The sequence below is a fragment of the Oerskovia sp. PE-21s genome (assembly GCF_056158145.1).
Window position 1 is genome coordinate 322,645 of record NZ_JBUXJM010000001.1, and the last position, 23,315, is coordinate 345,959.

A 23,315-nucleotide genomic window follows, 5' to 3' on the forward strand; every position below is an offset into this window, starting at 1 on the left:
GAGAGCGGGCGAAATCCGCGGGGAGACGCCCGTCAGGCCCCGCGGTCCTTGAGGGCGTGGAACGCGGAACGCAGCCGGTGGTACGCGCCCCGGACCGCGCGGGACCTGCCCAGGGCGCGGGCCACGGGGCTGCGCTTCGCGGACTGCCAGAGCTCGGCCGTCGCGACCTTGAGCGGCGGGTCGGCGAGCGGCGTGAGCCGGAAGAGCGCGAGGAACTCGGCGTTGCGGTGCACCGCGGGGTCGACGGGCAGCGGCACCGTGAACCCGTGCCCCGCGAGGTATCCGTCGAGCTGGGAGGCCGCGACCGCGTCGTGCGTCACGGTGCGCGCGACCTGCTCGGGCAGCCCGACGTCGAGGGCGAGCTGCGTGAGCCGCCCGACGTAGGCGGGCTTGACCGCGGGCTTCTGCACCTTGGCGTGGTAGAGCAGGGAGAAGAGGTGGTCGTCGTGCCGGGGCACCGCGACCTGGCCGTCCCGCCACTCGCGGCGTGCGAGGATCTCGCGCTGCCACTCGGTGTCGAGGTATCCGTCCCCGACGTACCTGGTGTCGAAGAAGACCTCCTCGCCCCCGACCAGGGTGCGGAACTGGGCCCCCTCGGGACCGGGATAGACCTCGGTCGCGTTGAGGACGGCCGCGAGGTCCGTCTGGTCGTCGCACAGCACGTCGATCTCGTGGTCGTCCTCGAGGGCGCCGGGGAGGTCGTCGAAGTTGCGCAGCACGACGTACCGGGACGTCCAGCGCAGGGTGCGGAACACCTGGTCGAGGCTGTCCCACCCGTGGCTGCCCACGACGTCCTCCGCGAGCACCGTGGTGCCGCTCGAGGGGCCGTCCTGCGCGATGATCTCGTGCAGGCGCTCGGGGCCCAGGACCAGGGTCGCGTCGCGGAAGAACTCGCGGATGTTGTTGCTCGAGTGGATGCGGTACCCGCCGGTGAGCGCGCGGGCCGCGGCCTTGACGCGTGCGACGTTGACGTTGGTGAGCTCGACGTAGCCCGTGACGTTCTGCCGGTAGGAGTAGGCCGGGGCGTGGTCCTCCAGGATCAGCAGGAGGAACGGGCCGTCGCCCACCTCCTCGTGCTTGGGCGAGGTGCCCCACAGCGTCTGCCCGTAGAGCCGCTCGAAGTCGTTGACCATCTTCTCGGCGCTCCACCGGACCTCGACCTGCGCGAGGATCGTGAAGTCGGCCGCGACGCGCTCGAGGATCTCCGCCTCGTGGGTGCGCCCCCCGGACCACACGACCAGGAGCTGGAGGTCGCGGTCGTACTGGTGGGCGAACGCACCGACCTCGGGCGACCACCGGTACGTCAGGTCCGCGGGGTCGTAGGAGGAGACGGGCGTCCGGGCAGGAGGCTCGGTCCGCGCAGGGTCGAGGTCGCTGCCGGGACGGTTCATGGCGCGACAGTAACGCACACCTCGTTCGTCGTGCGGGGCTGCGACGCGCTGGGAGGGGCCTCTCGCCCGGGTGAACTTTGACCGCCGACCTTCCGCAGGATTCCGCGCCGATGGTTCGATGGGACCTGGTGGCCGCTCCGGGGGTACGTCGCGAGCCGTCGCTCGCCGCGTACGGATCCACCACCAGGGACTCCGGACAGGATCGATCATGACGGCACGCCCCGACGGCCCGCCCCGTCGACCGCCGACCGCCCGCCGCAGGATCGCGCGCGTCGTGGCGCCCCTCGTGGTCGCCGGGCTCGTCCTCGCCACGGCCGGGTCGGTCGTGACGGTGGATGGAGGGCCCGCCTCGGCGTCATCGCCCACGCCCGTCCCCGTGACCGCCGTCGAGGGCGACAGCCGGTCGGAGAGCCGTGCCATCGGCGGGGCGGTCGGGCAGGACGTCGCGCCCAACTTCTCGGCCGACGGCGCCGGCCCCGAGACGCCGTCGACCGTCGCGAAGTCGCTGTGGTGGCGGTGGACGGCTCCGACGTCGGGCCCTATCAGCTTCTCGACGAGCGGCAGCGAGCTCGACACGACGGTCGCGGTGCGCCGCGCGTCCGCACCCAGGACCGTGGTCGCGACCAACGACGACGACGGCGACGTCTCGACCTCCCGGGTGACGTTCGACGCGGTCGAGGGTGAGGAGTACCTCGTCGAGGTCGGTACCAAGGCCGGCGAGCCGGGCCTCGTGACGCTGGCCTGGCAGGAGCCCGCGCCGTCGCTCGACGCTGTGCCCAGCACGCCGAGCGGGCCGAGCGCCCTGGCCGCCGAGACCGCCCTGACCACGACGGCGGTCCCGCTGAGCGGCAACACGGGGGAGAAGCCGCAGTCCAAGCTGTGGTTCGCGCACGACACCTGGTGGGCCGCGCTCGCGTCGACGAGCACGACCCCCGCGGGGACGTGGGTCTGGCGCTACGACCAGGCTGCGGGGACCTGGACGAACGTCGTGCGGATCTCGGACCGCACCGACGTGCGCGCGGACGTCAAGGTCGTGGGCGAGGTCGCGCACGTCCTGCTCCACGGCCCGACGACGTCGCTCGTCTCGGTCGAGTACGTCGCGTCCTCGAGCTCCTACCAGCCGTGGTCCCAGCGGCAGACCGCGACCCCGGTCTCGTTGCCGGGCAGCGAGACGGGCACGATCGACGTCGACTCGACGGGCCGGCTGTGGCTGGTCTCGGACACGAGCACGAGCATCCAGGCGCGCTACGCCGACTCCCCGTACACGTCGTTCTCGGCCCCCGTCACGGTGGCCTCGGGTGTCCTGGACGACGACATCGGCATGGTCACGGCTCTGCCGGGCGGGAAGATCGGGGTGCTCTGGTCCAACCAGAGCACCGAGCGTTTCGGCTTCCGCACGCACGTCGACGGCGCTGCTCCCGCGACGTGGACGGCCGACGAGAAGCCCGCGCAGTCCTCGGCCCTGGACCTCGGCGACGGCATGGCCGACGACCACATGAACGTGGCGGTCGCGTCCGACGGGACCCTGTACGCCGCGGTCAAGACGTCGTACGACTCCCAGGGCGCCACGGTCATCGGGCTCCTCGTCCGCCGCCCGAACGGCACGTGGGACCCGTTCTACGAGGTCGACCGGCTGGGCACTCGCCCGATCGTCGAGATCGACGAGGTCACGGGGCTCCTGCGCGTCGTCTACACGCACAGCGAGGTCCTCGACGACATCATCGAGAAGGTGACGCCGCTCGCGTCGATCAGCTTCTCCCAGAGCGCCACGACCGTTCTCGACGGGACGTACAACAACGTCACGGGCGCCAAGCAGAACGTACCGGGCGCGACGCTCGTCATGGCCGCCTCGAGCTCGACCGCGGGCACGGCGCGGTTGCCGTGGATCGACCCGCGCGGGCCGGTCGCCACGGCGGGACTCACGGCGACGTCCGTCGGGGTCGCCGCGACCGGGACCCTCAAGGGGTCGTCGCCGGTGGGTGGTGCGCTGACGTTCGAGGTGGTGGCCGCTCCGTCGTCGGGCACGGTGACCGTGACGAACCCGGCCACGGGCGCGTTCACGTACACGCCTGCCGCGGGCTTCGTCGGGGCCACGAGCTTCACGTTCCGCGTCAAGGCGGGCACGACGTGGTCGAACGTCGCGACCCAGAGCGTGCGGGTCACGGCGGTGGCCGGTGCCCGGGGCACGTGGGAGCTCGACGAGGGCGCGGGCGTGCTCACGGCGGACTCCTCGGGCTGGGGCTTCCAGGGCACGCTGACCGGGGGGACGAGCTGGGTCACGGGCAAGGCGGGCAAGGCCGTGCGTCTCGACGGGTCGACGGGCCGGGTCTCGGTGCCGGACGCTGACGGGCTGGACGTGTCGTCGGCGTTGACGGTGTCGGCGTGGGTGCGTCCGGAGCGGTCGGCGACGCAGTACGTGGTGAAGAAGGCGGTGTCGGGTTCTGCGGACGGGTACGAGCTGGGGATCTCGAGCGCCGGGAAGCCGTTCCTGCGGGTCAACCAGAAGACGTCGGGGGATGCGTTCCGGGTCAACGCGACGTCGGTGCTCCCGACGAACGGGACCACGTGGGTGCATCTGGCGGGGACCTATGACGGGCAGCGCCTGCGGATCTATGTCGACGGTGTCGAGCAGGGGTCGATCGCCGGTCCCGCGTCGGTGGGCGTCAACACGCTGCCGCTGACGATCGGCGCGCAGCCCGACGGCCTGTACCCCTTCCAGGGCGCGGTCGACTCGGTGCGCCTGTCCGACCGGGCGCTCACCGCGGCCCAGGTCGCCGAGCTCGTCCAGGGCGGCGGTCCCGTGCCCACGACCCCGGTCGCGACCGACGGGGCCTCCACCACGACGACCGGTACCGCGGTCACGGGCACGCTCGCGGGCAGCTCGCCGAGCGGCGGTGCGCTGACGTTCGAGGTGGTCGCCGCTCCGTCGTCGGGCACGGTGGCTCTGACGAACCCGGCCACGGGCGCGTTCACCTACACGCCCCCCGCGGGCTTCGTCGGGGCCACGAGCTTCACGTTCCGCGTCAAGGCGGGCACGACGTGGTCGAACGTCGCGACGCAGAGCGTGCGCGTGACCTCGGTCGCGGGGATCCGCGGCCTGTGGGGCCTCGACGAGGGGACCGGGACCACGGCCGCCGACTCGTCGGGCTGGGGCCAGACCGGGACCCTGTCGGGCGGCGCCGCCTGGGTGACCGGGGTCGACGGCAAGGCCGTGCACCTCGACGGCACCGCGGGCAAGGTCGCGGTGCCGGACGCGGACGGACTGGACGTGTCAGCGGCGCTGACCGTGTCGGCGTGGGTGCGCCCCGAGCGCCATGCGACGCAGTACGTGGTGAAGAAGGCGGTGTCGGGTTCTGCGGACGGGTACGAGCTGGGGATCTCGAGCGCCGGGAAGCCGTTCCTGCGGGTCAACCAGAAGACGTCGGGGGATGCGTTCCGGGTCAACGCGACGTCGGTGCTCCCGACGAACGGGACCACGTGGGTGCATCTGGCGGGGACCTATGACGGGCAACGTCTGCGGATCTACGTCGACGGTGTCGAGCAGGGGTCGATCGCCGGTCCCGCGTCGGTGGGCGTCAACACGCTGCCGCTGACGATCGGCGCGCAGCCCGACGGCCTGTACCCCTTCCAGGGCGCGGTCGACCAGGCCCGGCTGTACGACCGGGCGCTGTCCGGGGCGGAGGTCCAGGCACTCCGCCAGGCCGTCCAGCCGCCGGCCGCACCGCCCGTCGCGCAGGACGTGTCCGCGTCGACCGTGAGCGGGACGCCCGTCACGGGCACGCTCACCGGCAGCTCACCGAGCGGGGGGACGTTGACGTTCGAGGTGGTGGCCGCTCCGTCGTCGGGCACGGTGACCGTGACCAACCCGGCCACGGGCGCGTTCACCTACACGCCCCCCGCGGGCTTCGTCGGGACGACGAGCTTCACGTTCCGCGTGGGTGCGAACGGACTCTGGTCGAACGTCGCGACGGCGACCGTCCAGGTGGCGCCCGCAGACGGTCTCCGCGGCGCGTGGGACCTCGACGAGGGCACCGGCCTCGCCACGGCCGACTCGTCGGGCTGGGGCAACGCAGGCACCCTCTCGGGCGGGACGGCATGGGTCACGGCCGGGGGCCGGTCTGCCGTGCGGTTCGACGGCGCGACGGGCAAGGTCACGATCCCCGACGCGAACGCCCTCGACGTCTCGACCGCGCTGACGGTCGCCGCCTGGGTGCGGCCCGAGCAGGTCGCGACCCAGTACGTCGTCAAGAAGGCCGCACCGAGCGCGACCGACGGGTTCGAGCTCGGCCTGTCGAGCGCGGGCAAGGCGTTCCTGCGGCTCAACCAGGCGACGTCGGGCGACACGTTCCGCGTCAACGCCACGTCGACCTATCCGTCCGACGGCACCACGTGGGTGCACCTCGTGGGCACGTACGACGGGCAGCGGATGCGCCTGTACGTCGACGGCGTCGAGCAGGGGAACGTCGCGGGTCCCGCGGCGGCCGGGGTCAACACGCTCCCGCTCCTCCTGGGCGGGCAGCCCGGCGGCACGCTCCCGCTCAAGGGAGCCGTCGACGGCGTGCGGCTCTACGACCGGGCGCTGAGCGCGGCCGAGGTCGCCACGCTCAGGACGCAGACTCCGCCGCCTGCCTGACGTCCCGGGACGCAGATCGCTCTCCGCGGGAGCGACGCTCGTCCCGGGCCGCGCGGACCCGGCCCGCGAGCACCCGTCGGCCGTGCCCCAGGGCCACGATCTCCCGGAGCAGCAGCTGCCCCGGCCAGCGACCCAGTGCGGCCGTGAAGGACACCGTGCGCAGCCGTGAGGGGTAGAGCTCGTTCTGGTCGGGGTACAGCGACGGGTGCATGCACGAGTCGAGCAGGTCGAGGTCGCCCTGGGCGGCGAACCGCTTGACGGTCAGCAGGCGACCCAGGACGCCGGGCGCGTGCTGCGCCCACTTCTCGGCGTACTCGTCGTACCAGGCGAACAGCGTGCCTCCGGACCGCAGGAACGCGGCCATGTAGAGGGTCTCGCCCGCGGGCCGCAGGGCCAGGAGGGTCGCGCGCCCCGCGGCGGCGTGGGCCCGGAAGACGTCCACGAACCACTCGGGTCCCTCGCGCAGCCGGGAGAAGCCGACCCCGTTGCGGTCGGGGTCCGCCTTCCAGGTCTCGAGCTCGAACCGGAGGAACTCGGCGGGGTCCTCGACGACCTCGAGCGTCAGCGTGTCGAGCTCGGCAGGGACGCCGGCTGCCTCCGTGAGGCGACGGGCCCGACGGCGGACGGCCTTGGCGCGCGACCTCGGGAGGTAGCCGAAGCTCCCCGGGGCCTCGACCTCGGCGAAGCGGACCGCGGCGCGCTCGTCGCCGCCCCAGACGTGGAGCGTCGAGCCCTCGTCCGCGAAGGCCCGCTGCAGCGCGGCTCCGCCCGGCCCGTCGCCCGAGACGAACGCCATCTCGATGCTCCCGCCCAGCTCGTGCGAGAACCGCCGGAACGCTCGCACGAGGCCGGTCGCTGCGCGCCGGGGGTTGCCCTCGCGCAGGAGCGGGACGCCGAGCGAGGTGAACTGGTTGAGGATCGGCCCGTCGTTCGACGCGTGCCGGTGCGGCCAGCGACGGTTCGCCGGGACCATCTCGTAGGGCATGAGTGCGAGCCACGTGCCGTCCGACTCGACGACCACCAGGCGCAGGGTGCGGTCCGGGTCGAAGTGCGCGGCGGTCGGGACCAGGAAGTCCGGCCCGTAGAACACGTTGGGCTCGGCGGAGTGGTCGGCGAGGTCTCTCCAGCGGGAGACGTCCTCGGGCCCGAGGGTGGAGACCGCGGCGAGGCGGACGGACAGGCGGGGCGAGTCGTTCGAAGGCATGGGGTCCCGTTCGAGGGGAGGCGGCACGAGGGGCCGCACGGCGGAGCGAGCCCTTGCGGGCTGCACGGGGGAGCGGCGGGGGCGAGAGAAGATCCTCGATCGACCCGGTCAGGGAGGAGAGGAGGTGTCAGCGAACCGTCGGGAGGCCCGACGGCGGGCCCTCACCGGGGTGCAGGAGGCCGAGCTCGGGGCCACGGTAGGCCGTGCGACGCAGGTACACGGGGGCAGCCGGGGCGGGGTCCGAGGACGCGTCGGTCCATGCCCGCCCCGTGTGCCCGAGCGTCGCGGCGAGGATGCCGCGGTCGTTCCATGCCATCGCTCGCCCCCCACCAGGTGTCGTCCCGATCATGACGCGTCCTCGGCCGTCTCGCGCGGTGTGCCCACGACGCGAGCACGCAGCCGGCGCAGGGTCGGCACCGAGCGCACGAGGAGGCGCGGGAGGAGGCCCCGCGTCGCGAGCACGACGCCGACCAGCGTCCGGCGGTCCCGGTAGAGGCCGCTCGGGCCGACGTTCTTGGGGTGCAGGCACGGGTCGAACCGGTCCGCGGTCGTGCTCCCCAGGACGAACTCCTGCTCCATGACGCGTCCGATCACGCCCGGACTGAACTTCGCGAAGCGTTCGTCGTACGTGTCCATGAGCGAGTACAGCGTCCCGCCGGCGCCCAGGAGCATCGACATGTAGACCACGTCGTCGCCCGCGACGAGCGTGAGCAGGTGGAGGTTCTTGCGGTCGCGCAGGCCGTCGGTCACGTCGGTGAACCACGCGACGGCTCCCGGCGTCACGTCGAGCGCCCCGCCGTCCTGGTCGACGTCGCCCTTCCAGCCGGAGGCCTCGAGAGCGACGAAGTCCTCGAAGGCCCGGGGGTCCGCCCCGCGGTCCTCCATGACGAGCGGCCGTCCGGTCGACTCCTCGAGGCGTCGGGTCAGGCGCTCGACCTGCTTGCGCTTGGAGCGGCTCAGGGCGTCCCGAGGGGCGGGCGCGTCGCTCGCGCGGTCGAGGAACGCGCGCTCGAACCGGGACCGTTCGAGCATCGGGACACCGGCGCGGCGGCACGCGTCGTGGAGGGCGTCGCTCAACGCTCCCTCGCCGGGCAGCAGGGTGAGCTCGACGAGGGGAGGGAAGCCGTTGCGCCGGTCCGCGAGGAAGCCGAGCAGGTGGTCGAGCGCGGTCGCCGCGTGCTCGGTGTCGACGAGGGGCGCGCACAGCGGCGCGTCGTCCTTGAGGAAGGCGCCCGCGGTCGTCGCGTACCGCAGCGGGGTGCCGTGGAACCGCTCGTCGCGGCTCAGGGGCAGGAGCGCGATCATGCGGTCGTCGCGCTCGACGACGAGGAGCACGATCCCCGCGGTCCGTGCGAGCCACCGGGAGGCCGAGAGCAGGTAGGCGGGGGACAGGAAGGGGTTGGGCTCGAGCGCGCGGTCCACGAGGTCGGCCCAGCGCTCGGCCTCGACGGGCGTCACGTCGCCCAGCCGGAGCGTCCGGGCGCTCACGACGCCCGCCGGGTTCACGCCGGTCTCCCGGGGCTGTGGGCCAGGGTGCCGGCGAGGACCTGGTCCAGCCGTGCGCGGGCGTGGGACCAGTCCATCTCGGCCGCGCGCGCGTGCCCCGCCTCCTGGGTGCGGTCGAGCAGGGACTCGTCGTCGGCGAGCGCGGCGAGGGTCTCGGCGAGGGCGGCGACGTCGCCGGGGGGCACGAGGATCCCGGCGGTCCCGACGGCTTCGGGGATCCCGCCGATGTCGGAGGCCACGACGGCGGCCCCTGTGGCCATGCCCTCGAGCGCGGTCAGCGCGAACGGCTCGGCCCAGCGTGAGGGGACCACGACCACGTCGGCCGTGCGCAGGACCTCGCGTACCTCGCCGCGCGGGAGGAAGCCCGTGAAGGTCGTCGGCACGGTCGTCCCCGCGGCGCGTCGGCGCAGGTCGCGCTCGTAGGGCGTCAGGGGGTCCGCGGCGTCGAAGCCCGCGGCACCGACCACGGTGAGCCGCACGTCGGAGCGCGCGAGGCGCCGGACGGCGTCCACGACGAGGTCCACGCCCTTGTCCGGGATGGTGCGACCGACGAAGACCACGTGCAGCACGTCGCCGCGCGCGGGACGGCCCGTCGTGGGTGCCCCGCCGCTCGTCGTCGGGGCGTCGACCCCGTTGTGGACCACGACCACGCGGTCCCGGAGACCGGGCGGGAGCAGCGCCGTCGTCTCGTCGGCCAGGAACGCGCTCACGCACACGATGCGGTGCACCGGCCCGAGCGTGCGGGCCAGCTCGCGGTGGCCGTAGGTGCGCAGGAGCTGGTTGTGCGCGTAGAGCACGGGCAGGTGCTGCTCGGCGTCGACGAGCGGGACGAGCTGGGGGGCGTTGTGCGCGAACACGTACGACGGCGCCCAGGCGCCCTGGTCGCGGACGGTCGCCCCGAAGGCGCGGCGGGCGCCGTGACGGGGCAGCCCCACGCGTGAGGCGGCCGCGTCGGTGTAACGCTCCCAACCTCGTGCCGAGGCCTGCGGGTACTCGATGACGTGCGCGCCGTCGTAGCGGTCGGGGTAGGTGCCGCGCGCCACGACGACCGACGACGGCGCGGACCCTGCGGACGCGCCGCGCACCAGGCCGTCCACGACGGTCGGCACGGCGCTCCCCGTGCGCGGGGAGTAGTGGTCGCCAGGGGTCAGGACGTGGACGTGCTCGCGTGCGGGCAGAGCCTGGTCGGACCGCTTCATCGGGACCCCTCCTGACCGGGTCAGATCACGTCGGCGAAGCCACGCTCGAGCTTCTGGAAGATCAGTGCGCCACCCGTGAAGGCGAGCCCCGACACCACGACCAGGGCGACGACCTGCCACGCCTCGGGGGCCGCCTGCCCGAGCAGCGACCAGCGGAAGCCCTCGAGCAGCCACGTGAGCGGGTTGATGTTGAAGATCCACAGCAGGTTCGCCGGGACGGCCTCCAACGAGTAGGCGACGGGGGTCGCGTACATGAGGATCTGGATGACCCAGGGCAGGGCGTACCCGACGTCGCGGTACTTGACCATGACGGCCGAGCTCGCGACCCCGATCGCAGCGCCCAGCAGCACGGCCAGCAGCGTCCAGAACGGCAGGAGCAGGATGGGCCACCCGGGGTTGATCCCGTAGACGAACAGCAGGATCACGAACAGCCCGAACGCGACGGCGTAGTCGACGAGGACCGCGAGGATCGTCGAGAGCGGCACGAGCATGCGCGGGAAGAAGACCTTCGACACGAGCGACTGGTTCGCCACGAGCGACGACGACGAGCGGCTCGCGACGCCGCTGAACACGTTCCACGCGAGCTGGCCCGCGAAGGCGAAGATGAAGTACGGGACGCCGTTGCTCGGCAGGTCCGCGACCTGACCGAACACGATCGCGAAGATCCCGGCTGCGGCGAGCGGCTGCAGGATGACCCAGGCGACACCGATCACGGTCTGCCGGTAGCGCAGCAGGACGTCGCGCCGACCGAAGCTGATCAGGACCTCGCGGGCCTCCCACAGCTCCTTGACCGACGGCAGGTCCCACCGCCCGGGCGGGGTGATCACGGTCTTGCTCATCGTCACCACCTCTCGTACTGGAAGTCGGCCAGGACCATGCCGTGGGTCAGCGCCTCGTCGGACGTGACCTCGGGGTACGGCGGGTTGGGCAGGATCTCGAAGGCTCCCGCGCCCTCCCAGGCGTCGAGGATGCCGGTCTTGCAGACGTACAGGTCGTACGTGTACTTGCCCGGCTTGAGCCACAGGTCCTTGATGGTCAGCGCGCCGCGCTGGGGGACGGTCGGGTCGAGCCACAGGCCCACGAGGCGGGAGTCGCACTGGACGACGATGTTCCCGTTCATGTCGTTGACGTGGCACGAGACGAAGTAGTTGCCGACCAGGTCCGGGTTGGCGTTCACCGCGAACTCGATGACCTTGTCCTCGGTGGGCTCCATGGTCTCCTCGGCGATCGTCGCCTCGGTGAAGCGGAGCTCGCCGGTGCCGGCGCGCCGGGACGCGTCCTGCTGGGCGACGTGGAAGCTCGTGAAGCTGTTGCGGTACTCCGCGAGCGCGTCCTCCACGTTGCCTGCGTAGGTGAGCTTGCCCTGGTCGAGGTAGATCGCCCGGGTGCACAACGCGGAGACGGTCTGCGCCTGGTGGCTCACGTACAGCACCGTGCGACCGTCACGCGCGACGTCGCGCATCTTGGCGAGCGACTTGGCCTGGAACTCGGCGTCGCCGACCGCGAGGACCTCGTCGATCGCGAGGATCTCGGTCTCGAGGTGCGCCGCCACGGCGAACGCGAGGCGCACGTACATGCCCGACGAGTAGCGCTTGACCGGGGTCTCGAGGAACTTCTCGACGCCCGAGAAGTCCACTATCTCGTCGAAGCGACGCTGGATCTCCTTGCGCCGCATGCCCAGGAGCGTGCCGTTGAGGTAGACGTTCTCCCGACCCGTGAGCTCGGGGTGGAAGCCGGTGCCGACCTCGAGCAGGCTGCCCACGCGGCCGCCCAGCTCGATGCGACCCGCCGACGGTGCGGTGATCCGGGTCAGGAGCTTGAGGAGCGTGCTCTTGCCCGCACCGTTGCGCCCGATGATGCCCAGCGCCTCGCCCCACGGGACCTCGAAGTCGACGTCCTTGAGCGCCTCGAAGTCCTCGAACTCGGGCTTGTGCAGCGGGTGCTTGACCCGGTTGATCACTGCCTCGGCAGCGGTCGTCGGCCGGAAGCCGCTCTTCGCGATGCGGTAGGACTTGCCCAGGCCCTTCACGGCAACAGCGGGATCCGCCACGGTGTCCCCTTCGGCATGGTGTCCGCGCGATGCGGATCGAGTGGTGGTCGGAGGCGTCTCGACCGGTGAGAACCGGGCCGTCTACGACACGGGCACACTATCAGCGGGCGCGCGCCGTATCAGGGCCTGGAGCGGGTGGAATTCTCCGACAGCCACGCGACGATCGGTGCGGTCGTGCGTTCCCACGGCAGCTCGTCCATCGCCCAGCGGTAGGTCCGTCGCCCCTCGTCGTCGGCGAGCGCCCGGTCTGGCCCCAGCCGCTCGACGAGCCAGGCGACCCACTCGTCGGTGTCGTTCGTGACGCGCGCGGGGGAGCCCGGGTGTGCGCTCGCACCGTCGGTCGTGGCGATCACGGGGCGCCCGGTCGCGAGGGCCTCGCCGAACTTGACGGGGGCGCCGACCCCCGCGCGCACGGGGACCCCGACCACGCGCGAGACCGCCGTGAGGTCGGACAGCGCGGGGACGCGTCCGAGCGCGCGGAAGCCCTCGATCTCGGCGAACCGCGCGGGGGTGCCGTTCCCCGCGACGTGCCACTCGGCGTCGGGCACGGCCTCGCGCACCCGAGGCCACACGTCCTTGGCGAACCATGCGATCCCGGCGGTGTTCGGTGTCCAGGACCAGTTGCCGAACATGCCGACCACGGGCGGCGGCGCGGCGGCAGGGGGCGGCGGCCACTCGGTCGCGTCGATCCCGTGCGGGGCGACGATCCGCCGCGCGGTCCCGCCGTCCGGCAGGCGGTCGAGCTCGGCGGGGGAGCACACGGAGACGGCCGACGCGTCGCGCAGGACGCGGTCCTCGATCTGGCGGAACGTGGCGGCCTCACGCGTCCTGCCGTACCGGGACAGCCAGGGGCTCATGACGTTGTGGACGTCGACCAGGACGGGGACGCCGAGCCTTCGCCCTGCTCCGCGCAGCAGCGCCCAGGACTCGAGGTGGGCCACGATCACGTGGTCGTACCGACCCGAGCGCGCGCGACGGCGCGCGAGGAAGTAGCGGGTCGGGTGGGGGAGGCGCTTGTGGAGGAACGGCGCGAAGCGCTCGACGGTCGCGATCTCCCGCAGGGTCGTGTCGTCCTGGTCCCCGGCGAGCGTCATGACGTGGACCGACCAGCCCGCGCGGACCAGGGCACGGATCTGGAAGTACTGGCGTCGTTGGCCGCCCTGACCGTCGCGGTCGGGGGTCTCGTTGCTGAGCCAGAGGACCGAGCCCCGGGCACGGGCGGCGTCGGGCGGGTCCGTGTCCATGCGGTCAGCGTAGGGGATGGCCCCCTGCCCGGACGGCCCCGCCGTGAGGGTGAAATCCGCGGGCGGTCGCCCCGCCCGACGGGGGTCGCGGACGTACGATCGACCCTTGGCCCACCCTTCCGGGCCCGACGGGAGCACCGACGTGACCGACCCGCCAGCGCCGAGCGAGCGCCCCACGCCCTGGTACCGACGACGCCGGGCCTGGGTGGTCGGCGTCGCGGGGACGGTCGTGGTCGCCACGGCGGCGGTGCTCGTCGTCCGCGCGGTCGGTGACGGAGCGGCCGCCGACCCCGGGGCGTCCGGGGCGCCCATGCCCTCGGTCGTCAGCGTGAGCGAGCCCGGGGCGGTCCCGGTGTGCGGGTTCCCGGTGGTCGACAAGATCACGCACGACGGCGTCGACCCGGCGGACCTGGGCGGTCGCCGGGACGTCGTCGACGACGTCGCGACCCTGACGGACGGCACCGTCCTCTCGATGCGGGTCCGGGACGGGCTCGCGTACGTCCTGGAGTGGGACCGGTCGAGCGCCTACCGCGTGACCCGCTACGACGTGGCGACGGGCGAGGCGAAGGGCACGACGGACTTCGAGCTGCAGCTGGACGAGGGCAACGAGGCGTTCAGCCCCGAGCAGTTCGAGGTCGACGCCGACGGCGGTATCTACTTCCTCGACACGCTCATGCAGCGCCGTGACCTGGTCCGCTTCGAGCCCGACGGCTCCCGGTCCTGGACGACGCACCTGCCCGAGGGCGACCAGACCGAGGGCGGGGTCCTCGACCTGTACGGCATGGCGATGTGGGACGACCTCGACGGGCGGCCCGTGATCGGGGTGCACGAGACCGAGCGCACCCTGCACCTCGTGGGGACCGACGGGAAGATCGTCGGCACGCGGGACGACTTCCCGGGCCAGGTGCTGGGGCAGCTCCCGGACGGCGGGCTGGTGCTCGAGTCGTCGGGGACGTCGGACGCGGGGGCCACCGACGACCTGACGGTCCTCGACCAGGACGGGGCCGAGGAGCTGCACCTCGGTGCGACCGCGAACGGCAAGTGGGCGTTCGCCAAGCCGTCGCAGCACTGGTTCGACTCCGTGGTCGGCGTCGCGCCGGCCCCCGACGGCGACGGGCTCGTGGTGATCGAGGACGGTCTCGGGTTCGAGCACGTGGGCGCGGACGGCGTCCGCCGCGGCGTGTGGCCCGACGCGCGCGCCGACCTCGACGCGGACTTCACGCTCCTCGACGGGTCGCCCCTCGTGCTCGACGACGGCACGTACTACGCGCTGACGACGAGCGAGGGGGCCGTCGCGCTCACCGCCGTCACGGCCGACCGCATGGCCTACCAGCTCGGCGCGCCCGTGAAGTACAACGCGATCAACGACGGGTTCCTCTCCGTCATGGGCGCGGGGGCCGGGCTCGTCACGGACGAGGTCTACAACTACTTCCCGCCGGGCGAGGAGCCCGCGGTCCGCCTGAGCCTCGACGACTCGTGGGGACGCTGGGCCGACCGGTACGAGCTGCGCTTCCAGGTGCGGGGCGACCCGCGGGTGTTCGACCCGGTCGTGGGTGACGAGCAGGTCGTCGACCTCCCTGCCGACGGCGGGGACGTGCCCGTGACGCTGCCCGCCACACGACCCGGGGTCTACGAGGTCGACGCGGCGCTGGTCGACCGCGAGAGCGGCGACCCGGTCTCGGGGACGTGCCTGCGCTACACGGTCGGGGCCCCGGGTGCCCCGCTCGACCTCGCCGGGCTGGCCGACGGCGCCGACTGGGGCGGGGCCTCCGTCCTGCGCGGCGTGCAGCTCGCCGACCAGCTCGGCGTGGGCAGCTTCCGCTGGCAGCTCGACTTCGGGGCGATCGTGCCCGACCCGACCGGCACCCCGAGCGCCGACGGGCTCGTCTGGGACTCGCTCCCGAGCGCCGGCGTGCCCGAGCCCGAGGAAGGCGCCGAGGCCGACCCGTTCGCCGAGCTCCAGGCCGCCGCGGCGCTCGCGGACGCCAGCGGGGTCACGCTGACGCTGCAGCTCGGGTCGGGCGGCGAGGCCGAGCGGGCCGCGGTCGACGCGGGCACGTGGGAGGGCTGGTCGCGCGAGATCGTCGCGGCGATCGCCCAGGAGGCGCCGGGGATCGTGGCCTGGCAGCCGTGGAACGAGCCCAGCAACACGGGCTTCGACGACGGCGCGCAGTACGAGGAGCAGATCGGTGCGCCGTTCGCGGCCGGGGCGCGCGCGGCGTTCCCGGGCGTCCGGATCGTCGGTGGGAACACCCTGGGCATCGTGCCCGAGTGGTGGGCCGCGCTCGTCGAGGCCGGCGGGTGCGCCTCGATGGACGTCGTCGGGATCCACCCCTACACGGGCCTCAACCGCTCGTGGGAGGAGCAGGGGTTCTCGCAGCCGGGCGACGACCTGGACGCGCTGCGCGAGGCCGTGGCCCCGTGCGGGGACCTGCCCGTCTGGGACACCGAGTCCGGCTGGTGGTCCGACGGCGTCGCGAACTTCTGGGCGGGCGGCTCGGACGTCGCGCGCAAGCTCCTCTGGTACGGGTCCGAGGGGATCGACGAGTGGACGTACTTCTTCTCCGAGGGGGGATTCGGGGAGTCGGGCAACTCGTGGTCGCTCGTCCAGTACGGCAGCTACGTCAAGCCGTCCGGGGCGGCGTTCGCCGCGACGTCGGCCCTGCTCGCCCCCTACGGGGCGCCCACTTTCGTCGAGACGGGCGCGCCCGGCACGTTCGCGGCCTCGGCCGAGGGGCCGGCGGGCGAGCAGCTGCTCGCGGTCTGGGGCGACGACCTGTCGACCACGCTGCGCGTCACGGCCGACGGCGGCCCGGGCACGCTGCGGGTGGTCGACCAGTACGGGGCCGAGACGAGCATCGAGGTCGGCCCGGACGGTGCCGACCTCCCGGTCACGGGAGCGCCCGTCTTCCTCGTGGGTGCGCCGGGCCAGGCGCTCGCGGTCGAGGCCACCCGGCCGTTCGGCCCGGACCTCCTGGCCGGGCGGCCCGTCACGGCCACCTCGACCCACGAGGAGGCCGACGCCCAGGTCGTGACGTCCGGGACGTTCGACGTGCGCGACCCGTGGCGGTCAGGTCGCCTCGCGGACGACGTCGTCGACGAGAACCCGTCGGTGACCGTGACGACCGACGGGCCGCAGACGATCGACCGGATCGGCGTCGCGACGGCCGGGATCCGGTGCTGCAGCATGGGGCTGCGCGACTACACGGTCTCGGTCCAGCTCCCCGACGGCACCTGGCAGGACGTGGTCCAGCGCAAGGACCAGTTCTCCGACCGGGTCGCCGTGTTCGAGATCGACCCGGTCGAGGTCACCGCGGTGCGTGTCTCGGTGCCCATGACGACCGAGCGAGGAGTTCCCGTGCTCGCGGCGAACTACTCGGGCGTCGTGGGCGGGCTGCACCCGTCCTTCCTGCCGCTCAGCACCGAGAGCGCGTACGTCGCGACCGTGAGCGCGCTCCAGGCCTGGGGCCCTGGGTCCTGACCCGCGTCAGCGCGCGGCCACGGCCCGCCACACGGCCGCGTGCTGCGCCGCGCTGCGCTCCCACGTGAAGTCGGCCGAGCGGGCCCGGCCGCGCTCGACCATGGCCGCGACCTCCGGGTCGTCGGAGAGCGCGAACAGGGTCGCCTGGGCGATCTCGTCGGGCGTCGGGTCCACGAGCAGCCCGCCGTCGCCCACGACCTCGGGCAGCGAGCTCGTGCGTGCCGCGACCACGGGCACCCCCGCGGCCATGCCCTCGAGCGCGGGCAGGCCGAAGCCCTCGTAGTGCGAGGGGACCACGACGACGGCGGCGCCCGCGACCAGACCCGGCATGACGTCGTCGGGCAGGCGGCCCACGAGGCGCGTGCCGGCGAGCGCGCCGAACAGCGCGTCGCGCCGGGCGTTGCGCGGACCGCTCATGACGAGCGTCAGGTCCGGGCGCGCGCTGTGGATCAGGGGCCATGCCGCGGCGAGGCTCTCGAGGTTCTTGCGCCGCGAGGCGCCGCCCGCGTGCAGCACGTACGGGCCGGTGACGCCCAGCGCGTCGAGCGCCGCGGCGTCGAGGGGCGGCGTGCGGAAGTAGCGCTCGTCGACCCCGTTGTAGGCGACGTGCGGGCGCTCGACGCCGAGCAGCTCGGCGATCTCGTCGGCGCTGAACTCGGAGACGGTGACGACGGCCGCCGCGCGCCGGGCCTCCTCGGCGGCTGCGCGCACCGGGCGGGACTCGTCGTCGAACCGCCAGGACACCACGTCCTGGATGGTGACGACGTCGCGCGTCGGGTGCGGGGGCAGCTCGAGCCCGACGCGGTGCACGACGGCGCCGCGCGGGTACACGACCCGGCCTGCGGCCCTGCGGAGCGCGGGCGAGGCGGTACCGAGGCGGGAGAGCGGGAGGCGGAGCGTGCCCGGCAGGGGCGAGCGCAGCGAGCGGGCGACGGTGCGCCTCACGGTCCAGTCCTCGGCCCGTGCGGGAGCCTGCGACACGGTGGGTGAAACAGTGTCCGCAGGGGGTGCAGAGAGGGCTCGGGCCGCCCGGGTGGCGACCTCCTCCTGATAAACTTGCGCGCCCATGGGCACCTCAACCGCGACGGTCGCGATCACCAGCTGCGGCATGCGGGGAGTCCGTTCTCTCGCGGCACGGGAAGTGCCCCACTCTAGCGGCGCGCGGCGCCCCGACCACGGTCTCCAGGGGGCGAAATGAGTCCCCGCACCGCGCTCGTCACCAGCTCCTACGCGCCCCGCACGGGCGGCGTCGAGACCCACGTCCAGCACGTCGCGCGCGTGCTCGCCGCCCGCGGCGAGACGGTCGAGGTGTGGGCCGTCGACCAGGGCGAGCACCTCGGGACCCGCGTGCTCGACGGCGTCACGGTCCGCTACCTGCCCACCCCCCAGCCCTCGCGCGGCGCTCGCGGCGTCCTGTCCTTCGCGGTCCGCTGGCCTGTGGCCGCCTGGCGATGGTCCCGCGCGTACCGCTCGCTGCGCCCCGACGTCCTGCACGTGCAGTGCTTCGGCCCCAACGGCGTCTACGCCACGGCCCTGGGGCGCGTCACCCGCACGCCGCTCGTCGTCAGTTCCCACGGCGAGACGTTCGCGGACGACCACGACGCGCTCGGCACGTCCTGGTGGATGCGCACCTGGTTCGGCGCGGCCCTCGGCCGTGCGGACGCCGTGACGGGCTGCTCGACGATCGTCACCGAGGACCTCGCCGCGCGCTTCGGGTACGAGGGCGCCGTCGTCGTGCCGAACGGGGTCGAGCTCGGGGCGGGCGCCGCCGACCCTGTGGCTGCCGCCGACACGGCGGAACCCGTGCTGCTGGCGGTCGGCCGCGTCGAGCACGTCAAGGGCTTCGACCTGCTCCTCGAAGCCTTCGCGGCGTCACCTCTCGCCGAGCGGGCCCGGCTCACGATCGTGGGCGACGGGTCGGAGCTCGCGGAGCTGCGGCGTCGGGCGCGGACGCTCGGGGTCGAGGACCGCGTGTCCTTCCCCGGGATGCTGGGGCCGGACGCGGTCGCCGAGGCGCTCGCGGCGGCCACGGTCGTGGTCGTGCCGAGCCGCAAGGAGGCCGCGTCGATCGTCGTGCTCGAGGCCTGGCGGGCCGGGCGCCCCGTGGTGGGCACCGTGCTCGGGGGCCCCCGCACGCTCCTCACCGACGGGGTCGACGGCCTGCTCGTCGACCCCCGGGACGCCGCGGCGCTCGCGGGCGCGATCGGGTCGCTGCTCGACGCGCCGGACCTCGCGGCCGCGCTCGGGGCCGCGGGCCGCCGCGAGGTCGAGCGCTACACGTGGGAGGCCGTCGTGGACCGGTACGACGACGTCTACGAGCGCGTCCTGAGATCCCGTGCGGCCCGGCGAGCACGCGCGCCGAGGTAGAACCCCCTGCGCGAGGTAGAACTCAGCGGGCACTACCTCGACGCAGGAAGTTCTACCTCGCGAGCGACGACCCGGCGCTGCGTGAGCGCGAGCACCAGGCACGTGAGCGCCCCCACCAGCGCGAGGGAGGCGACGACGTCGCTCGGGCGGTGCGCGTGCTCGAGCAGCGACGCGACGCACGCCACGAGGCTCACGACCACGGCCCACGCGACGAGCGCTCCCGAGCGGCGCGGCCACAGGAACAGGACCGCGACGCACAGCGCGGCCGTCACCGCGACGTGCCCCGAGGGCAGGGTGTTCTGGGGGTAGGCCAGGTCGGCGAGGTCCGGCCGGTCGAGCGCCCCGTCGCGGAGCCAGCGGGCGAGCGGGACCGTGACGACCACGACGGCCACGGCGCGCGCGACGGCCCGCCACCGGCGGGCCCGCAGCGCGAGCACCCCGAGGACCGCGCACACGACCCCGAGCGCCACGGGCAGGGCCGGTCGCAGGACCTGCGCGAACGACCCGAGGAACGGGTTGAGCTGCTGCCACGAGACGAAGGCGCCGTTGTCGAGCTGCTGCCCCGTGAGCGTGCGGACGGTCACGACGTACGTCGCGGCGAACACCGCGCCCAGCAGGATCGCCCCGGCGAGCAGGAGCGGGACGCGGGCCGACCGCCCGCGGCGGGTGCCGACGTCGTGCAGCTCGTCCGTGGTCACGGGCAGCCTTCCTGGGAGTGGGTCGGGCGGCGCCTGGGGAGCGCCTGACGAGCGTCCGACCAGCGCCTGCGGGCACCTGCGGGCGGTGCTGCGACCGCTGTCGGACGACGACGGCGCGGCGTGGGGAATCCGGTCGGGTGAAATCAGTGCTCCCACTGTGGCCCCGGCGTCGTTCGGTGTCTACCGTCGTACTGCAGATGCCCCGGGCACCGATCTCGCGAGGTCCAGGGAAAGCGATCGCCGGACGACAGAAGGTCCTTCATGGCACGTAGTCGTGTGCTGAGCATCATCGACCTGACGGATCAGGAGATCGAGGCGTGGCGGGCGCTCGCAGCCCGCGCCGCCGAGCCCAACCCGTACTTCGAGCCCGAGATGCTGGTGCCCGCGGTGCGCGAGCTCAGCGGTGGGTCCGGGCTGCGGCTCCTGGTCGTCGACGAGGTCCCGGGCGGGGCCATGGGCCCGGGTGTCGGGGACCTCAGTGGGGCCGAGCCCGGCGGCTGGTGGGCCGCGCTCCCGTTCGAGATGGTCCCGGGCGACAAGCACTGGCCGTGGCGGCACGCCTCGACCGGGTCGGACTTCCTGGCGCTGTACTGTCCGCTGGGCACGCCGCTGGTCGACGGAGCGCGCGTCGACGAGGCCGTCGAGGCGCTGGTCGACGCGTTCCACGAGCGACGCCGTGAGCTCGGGCAGGCGATCGACCTGCACCTGCTGGTGCAGGACGGCCGGGTCGGCGGGCGGCTCGAAGAGGTGTGCCGGGAGCGGAGCATCCCCGTGCACACGTGGGGTGGCGACCCCCGCGGAGCGGTCCGGTTCGACGAGGGGGAGTCCGGGAGCTGGGCCGAGCGTATGCCTCGCGGCAAGTCGCTCGCGCGCGGTCGGCGGCGCCTCGAGCGCGCGGTGGGCGAGACCCTGGTGCTGGAGGACCGGGCGGACGACCCGGAGATCGCGAAGGCGTTCCTCGACTTCGAGCAGCAGGGGTGGAAGGGCGACGCGTCCCGCGGCGGCATGGGGTTCCGGAGCCGCCGTGGCGGGCAGGAGTGGTTCACGCAGATGCTCGCGGGCTTCGCCGAGACCGGGCGGGCGCACGTGTTCGCGCTCGTGGCGGGCGGGGTCCTGCTGCACATGGCGGTGATCGTGTGCACGGGGTCCACGGCGTTCGGCTACTTCGACGTGTACAGCGAGGAGTGGGCGCGGTACGGGCCGGGCGCGATCGGGCGCATGATGGCGTTGTCGTGGCTCGACGAGAACTCGGACGTCGAGGTGTTCGACAGCTCGATGAACCCCTCGCTGTACAAGGACGCGACGGACCTGTTCCCCGACCGGCTCACGATGGTCTCGTCGACCGTCGTCACGGGGGGCGTCGTCGCGCGCCTGACCATGCGGGTCATGCGCGCCGCCGCGCGCGTGGTGCGGCGCTTCCGGTGACGACCTTTGCGGGTGCCCCGGGCAAGGCCCGGGCGACGGGGACTGGTGTGACGAGCAGGATCGTGCGCGTGGCTGACCTGGGCGCCGAGGACCTCGCGGCCTGGCAGCGCCTCGCGGACTCCTCGCTCGAACCCAACCCGTACTTCGAGCCCGCCGTCCTGGGGGCGGCAGCGCGCGAGATGGGGGGCGGACGCGCGGTCAGGGCGCTCGTCGTGGCCGACGGGTCGGGCTGGCTCGCGTTCCTGCCGTTCGAGACGGTGGGGCGCAACCGGTTGTGGCCCGCGCGGCACGCGAGCCTCGACGGGCCGTTCGTCGAGCGGTTCGCGGCGCTGCGCGCGCCCCTCGTGGACGCGGCCCGCCCGCGGCTCGCGGTCGCGTCGCTGGTCGCGGCGCTCCATGCCCGACGGCGAGCGCTCGGCCAGGCGGTCGATCTCCCGTTGCTGAGGGCGTCCGGGGAGACGACGACGTTGCTGCTGGAGGCCTTCGCCCGGGCCGGGATGCCGGTGCGCGAGTGGGACCGGATCTCGCGCGGTGCGCTCGTGCCGGGGGAGGGGCCGGTGCGGGGGCCGGGGCCGGGGTCAGGGGCGGGCCAGGAGGCGGGCGACGTGCTCGGTCCGCACCTGTCCACCTCGCGGCGCAAGAACCTCCGGCGCGGGCGGCGACACCTCGTCGAGGAGGTCGGGCACGAGCTGCGGATCGTCGACGCGACGGACGAGCCGGACGTCGTCGAGCAGTTCCTCGACCTGGAGGCCGCGGGCTGGAAGGGCGACCGGGCCAAGGGAGGGGAGGCCCGGCGCGTGGTGCCCGGCGCCGCGGCGTGGTTCACGGGCCTGGTCGAGGCGTATCGCGAGCGCGGCGAGGCGCACGTGCTGCGGGTCGGCCCGGCCGGGGCGCCCGTGTACCTCGCGGTGCGCGTCCGGCGCGACGGTGTGGTCTTCTCGATCTCCGACGCCTACGACCCGGCCTGGTCGGCGCACTCACCCGGGGCGTGGGGACGGCTGCTCGGGATGCGCCTGCTCGCCGAGGTGCCCGGGACGGTTCTGGTCGACAGCTGCATCGACCCGCGCCGGTACCCCGACGAGACGCTGCTCTACCCGGACCGCGTGGACCTCGTCTCGGTCACGTGCGCCGTGGGGAGCTGGCCGTCGCGGGTGCTGCTGTCGGCGATCGTGGCGGCGGGGCGGGGCCGTAGGTGGTTGCGGGAGCGGCGGGGTTAGGCAACGAAGCGTGGCGGCTCATCGTCGTGTTGCAGCCAACTCGCGCCGAACTGCGACGGGATCACGCAGGATGAACCACTGCTGGTAGCGGTTCCTCAGAGCGGAGATGGCATGCAGAGGGTGTTGGTGAGGTATTGATGGCGTCACAACTACTCAGTCGCGCGGCGGCGAGAACTGCGGTGATGGGTCGACTCGACGGTCAGTTCAAGGCGCTGGGGATGAAGCGGTTGAGCGGCGCGCCTTCGGGGTGGGTGAGGTCGAACGACCAGGGCAAGGGTGTCGCCGTGTGGCTGCGATTCGAGACCGTTGGTCGGATGTTCTCGTTGATCGATGGTGGCGAAATGAGAAAGATGGCCTGCGTCGGTGCCGAGGGGGGCTACGGGCCGGTGGGATGGGAGATGTACAACATCGCGACGACCGTCTACAAGACGACGATGCTGTTTGATGTTCTCTCCGCGCCTGACCGCGAGCTGCTGCGGGAGAGTGCGGCTCGGGTTGTGCTGCCGCTGACGAACCGTTCAGAGGATCCGCATCTAGATGATTCCAGGTATCTAGAGTGGCGACTGACGAACCGTGATGCCTTCTTTCCATTGCCTGACCTGGACTACGTGGATCGGTGGTGCGAGATGGCCGCGCCGGGGCTGCTCGACATTGCTCGGGAGCAGATTTCTAGGCTCTAGCACTGTGCGCCTCGACAACGCACGCGGGGGCCTCGCACGTCGCGGCCGCGCTCAGTTCTGATCCCACCCCGCCATCTCACGAACCACCGCGCCCCCTGTCACCCCCTCGGCGTAACCTGGTGCTCGCACCCTCAGCCCGGACCGTCTTCACCTCGGTCCGGGCCGCTCGTGCTGTTCCGGCGCGCCCGCGCCTCGCTGCGGGTCGCGTCGAACGACGTCC

16 protein-coding genes are annotated in these 23,315 nt (G+C 73.3%); 6 read left to right on the forward strand and 10 right to left on the reverse strand.

What is annotated here, in order from left to right; genetic code table 11:
• Positions 1–32: 32 nt before the first annotated feature.
• Positions 33–1,391, reverse strand: a complete 1,359-nt coding sequence (locus ACZDYF_RS01380) for a hypothetical protein (protein WP_475052183.1) — start codon at positions 1,389–1,391, stop codon at positions 33–35.
• A gap of 208 nt (positions 1,392–1,599) precedes the next feature.
• Between ACZDYF_RS01380 and ACZDYF_RS01385 the strand changes: the two genes are divergently transcribed.
• Complete coding sequence (locus ACZDYF_RS01385; RefSeq protein ID WP_475052188.1) at positions 1,600–6,024, forward strand: LamG-like jellyroll fold domain-containing protein; 4,425 nt, start codon at positions 1,600–1,602, stop codon at positions 6,022–6,024.
• Here ACZDYF_RS01385 and ACZDYF_RS01390 read toward each other — a convergent pair.
• The 7 genes from ACZDYF_RS01390 to ACZDYF_RS01420 form a co-directional block, all read right to left on the reverse strand.
• Positions 5,996–7,228, reverse strand: coding sequence for a GNAT family N-acetyltransferase (locus ACZDYF_RS01390; RefSeq protein WP_475052190.1), 1,233 nt, complete (start codon positions 7,226–7,228; stop codon positions 5,996–5,998). The two genes, ACZDYF_RS01385 and ACZDYF_RS01390, sit on opposite strands and share 29 nt — an antisense overlap.
• A 127-nt stretch (positions 7,229–7,355) precedes the next feature.
• Positions 7,356–7,544, reverse strand: coding sequence for a hypothetical protein (locus tag ACZDYF_RS01395; RefSeq protein WP_138823125.1), 189 nt, complete (start codon positions 7,542–7,544; stop codon positions 7,356–7,358).
• A gap of 29 nt (positions 7,545–7,573) precedes the next feature.
• A complete protein-coding gene (locus ACZDYF_RS01400; RefSeq protein ID WP_475052198.1) occupies positions 7,574–8,734 on the reverse strand; it encodes a GNAT family N-acetyltransferase in 1,161 nt (386 codons plus the stop codon).
• A complete protein-coding gene (locus ACZDYF_RS01405; protein ID WP_475052203.1) occupies positions 8,731–9,933 on the reverse strand; it encodes a glycosyltransferase family 4 protein in 1,203 nt (400 codons plus the stop codon). The genes ACZDYF_RS01400 and ACZDYF_RS01405 overlap by 4 nt, the downstream gene beginning before the upstream one ends.
• Positions 9,934–9,953: 20 nt before the next feature.
• Positions 9,954–10,772, reverse strand: coding sequence for an ABC transporter permease (locus ACZDYF_RS01410; protein ID WP_475052209.1), 819 nt, complete (start codon positions 10,770–10,772; stop codon positions 9,954–9,956).
• A gap of 2 nt (positions 10,773–10,774) precedes the next feature.
• Positions 10,775–11,983, reverse strand: a complete 1,209-nt coding sequence (locus ACZDYF_RS01415) for an ABC transporter ATP-binding protein (protein ID WP_475052212.1) — start codon at positions 11,981–11,983, stop codon at positions 10,775–10,777.
• 119 nt (positions 11,984–12,102) lie between these two features.
• The gene (locus ACZDYF_RS01420; RefSeq protein WP_400273764.1) at positions 12,103–13,227 is read right to left on the reverse strand and encodes a glycosyltransferase family 4 protein; all 1,125 of its coding nucleotides are present in this window, start codon (positions 13,225–13,227) and stop codon (positions 12,103–12,105) included.
• A gap of 106 nt (positions 13,228–13,333) precedes the next feature.
• Here ACZDYF_RS01420 and ACZDYF_RS01425 point away from each other — a divergent pair, with 106 nt between their 5' ends.
• Positions 13,334–16,708, forward strand: a complete 3,375-nt coding sequence (locus tag ACZDYF_RS01425; protein ID WP_475052221.1) for a hypothetical protein — start codon at positions 13,334–13,336, stop codon at positions 16,706–16,708.
• 6 nt (positions 16,709–16,714) lie between these two features.
• Here the strand turns inward: ACZDYF_RS01425 and ACZDYF_RS01430 are convergent, their stop codons facing one another.
• Positions 16,715–17,818, reverse strand: coding sequence for a glycosyltransferase family 4 protein (locus ACZDYF_RS01430; RefSeq protein ID WP_475052226.1), 1,104 nt, complete (start codon positions 17,816–17,818; stop codon positions 16,715–16,717).
• Between the two features lie 84 nt (positions 17,819–17,902).
• On the opposite strand from ACZDYF_RS01430, the gene ACZDYF_RS01435 reads away from it, so the two are divergent.
• Positions 17,903–19,075 (forward strand): glycosyltransferase family 4 protein, encoded by a 1,173-nt coding sequence (locus ACZDYF_RS01435; protein WP_475052231.1) that lies wholly within the window; start codon positions 17,903–17,905, stop codon positions 19,073–19,075.
• 32 nt (positions 19,076–19,107) lie between these two features.
• Here ACZDYF_RS01435 and ACZDYF_RS01440 read toward each other — a convergent pair whose 3' ends face one another.
• Positions 19,108–19,773 carry a phosphatase PAP2 family protein gene (locus tag ACZDYF_RS01440; protein ID WP_475052236.1) on the reverse strand — a complete coding sequence of 222 codons (666 nt, stop codon included), beginning with the start codon at positions 19,771–19,773 and terminating at the stop codon, positions 19,108–19,110.
• Between the two features lie 261 nt (positions 19,774–20,034).
• Between ACZDYF_RS01440 and ACZDYF_RS01445 the strand changes: the two genes are divergently transcribed.
• From ACZDYF_RS01445 to ACZDYF_RS01455, 3 genes are all read left to right on the forward strand, one after another.
• Entirely contained in the window at positions 20,035–21,198 is a 1,164-nt protein-coding gene (locus tag ACZDYF_RS01445) for a GNAT family N-acetyltransferase (RefSeq protein ID WP_475052241.1), read from the forward strand.
• Between the two features lie 68 nt (positions 21,199–21,266).
• Positions 21,267–22,415, forward strand: a complete 1,149-nt coding sequence (locus ACZDYF_RS01450; RefSeq protein WP_475052245.1) for a GNAT family N-acetyltransferase — start codon at positions 21,267–21,269, stop codon at positions 22,413–22,415.
• Between the two features lie 182 nt (positions 22,416–22,597).
• Complete coding sequence (locus ACZDYF_RS01455) at positions 22,598–23,095, forward strand: hypothetical protein (RefSeq protein ID WP_475052248.1); 498 nt, start codon at positions 22,598–22,600, stop codon at positions 23,093–23,095.
• Positions 23,096–23,315: the final 220 nt, after the last annotated feature.

Excerpts from the sequence above, each read along its gene's own strand:
- ACZDYF_RS01455 (WP_475052248.1), top strand. The coding sequence starts at position 22,598 with ATGGGTCGACTCGACGGTCAGTTCAAGGCGCTGGGGATGAAGCGGTTG.
- ACZDYF_RS01395 (WP_138823125.1), bottom strand. The coding sequence starts at position 7,544 with ATGGCATGGAACGACCGCGGCATCCTCGCCGCGACGCTCGGGCACACG.
- ACZDYF_RS01380 (WP_475052183.1), bottom strand. The coding sequence starts at position 1,391 with ATGAACCGTCCCGGCAGCGACCTCGACCCTGCGCGGACCGAGCCTCCT.
- ACZDYF_RS01445 (WP_475052241.1), top strand. The coding sequence starts at position 20,035 with ATGGCACGTAGTCGTGTGCTGAGCATCATCGACCTGACGGATCAGGAG.
- ACZDYF_RS01385 (WP_475052188.1), top strand. The coding sequence starts at position 1,600 with ATGACGGCACGCCCCGACGGCCCGCCCCGTCGACCGCCGACCGCCCGC.
- ACZDYF_RS01430 (WP_475052226.1), bottom strand. The coding sequence starts at position 17,818 with ATGCCGCAGCTGGTGATCGCGACCGTCGCGGTTGAGGTGCCCATGGGC.
- ACZDYF_RS01435 (WP_475052231.1), top strand. The coding sequence starts at position 17,903 with ATGAGTCCCCGCACCGCGCTCGTCACCAGCTCCTACGCGCCCCGCACG.
- ACZDYF_RS01405 (WP_475052203.1), bottom strand. The coding sequence starts at position 9,933 with ATGAAGCGGTCCGACCAGGCTCTGCCCGCACGCGAGCACGTCCACGTC.
- ACZDYF_RS01410 (WP_475052209.1), bottom strand. The coding sequence starts at position 10,772 with ATGAGCAAGACCGTGATCACCCCGCCCGGGCGGTGGGACCTGCCGTCG.
- ACZDYF_RS01420 (WP_400273764.1), bottom strand. The coding sequence starts at position 13,227 with ATGGACACGGACCCGCCCGACGCCGCCCGTGCCCGGGGCTCGGTCCTC.
- ACZDYF_RS01390 (WP_475052190.1), bottom strand. The coding sequence starts at position 7,228 with ATGCCTTCGAACGACTCGCCCCGCCTGTCCGTCCGCCTCGCCGCGGTC.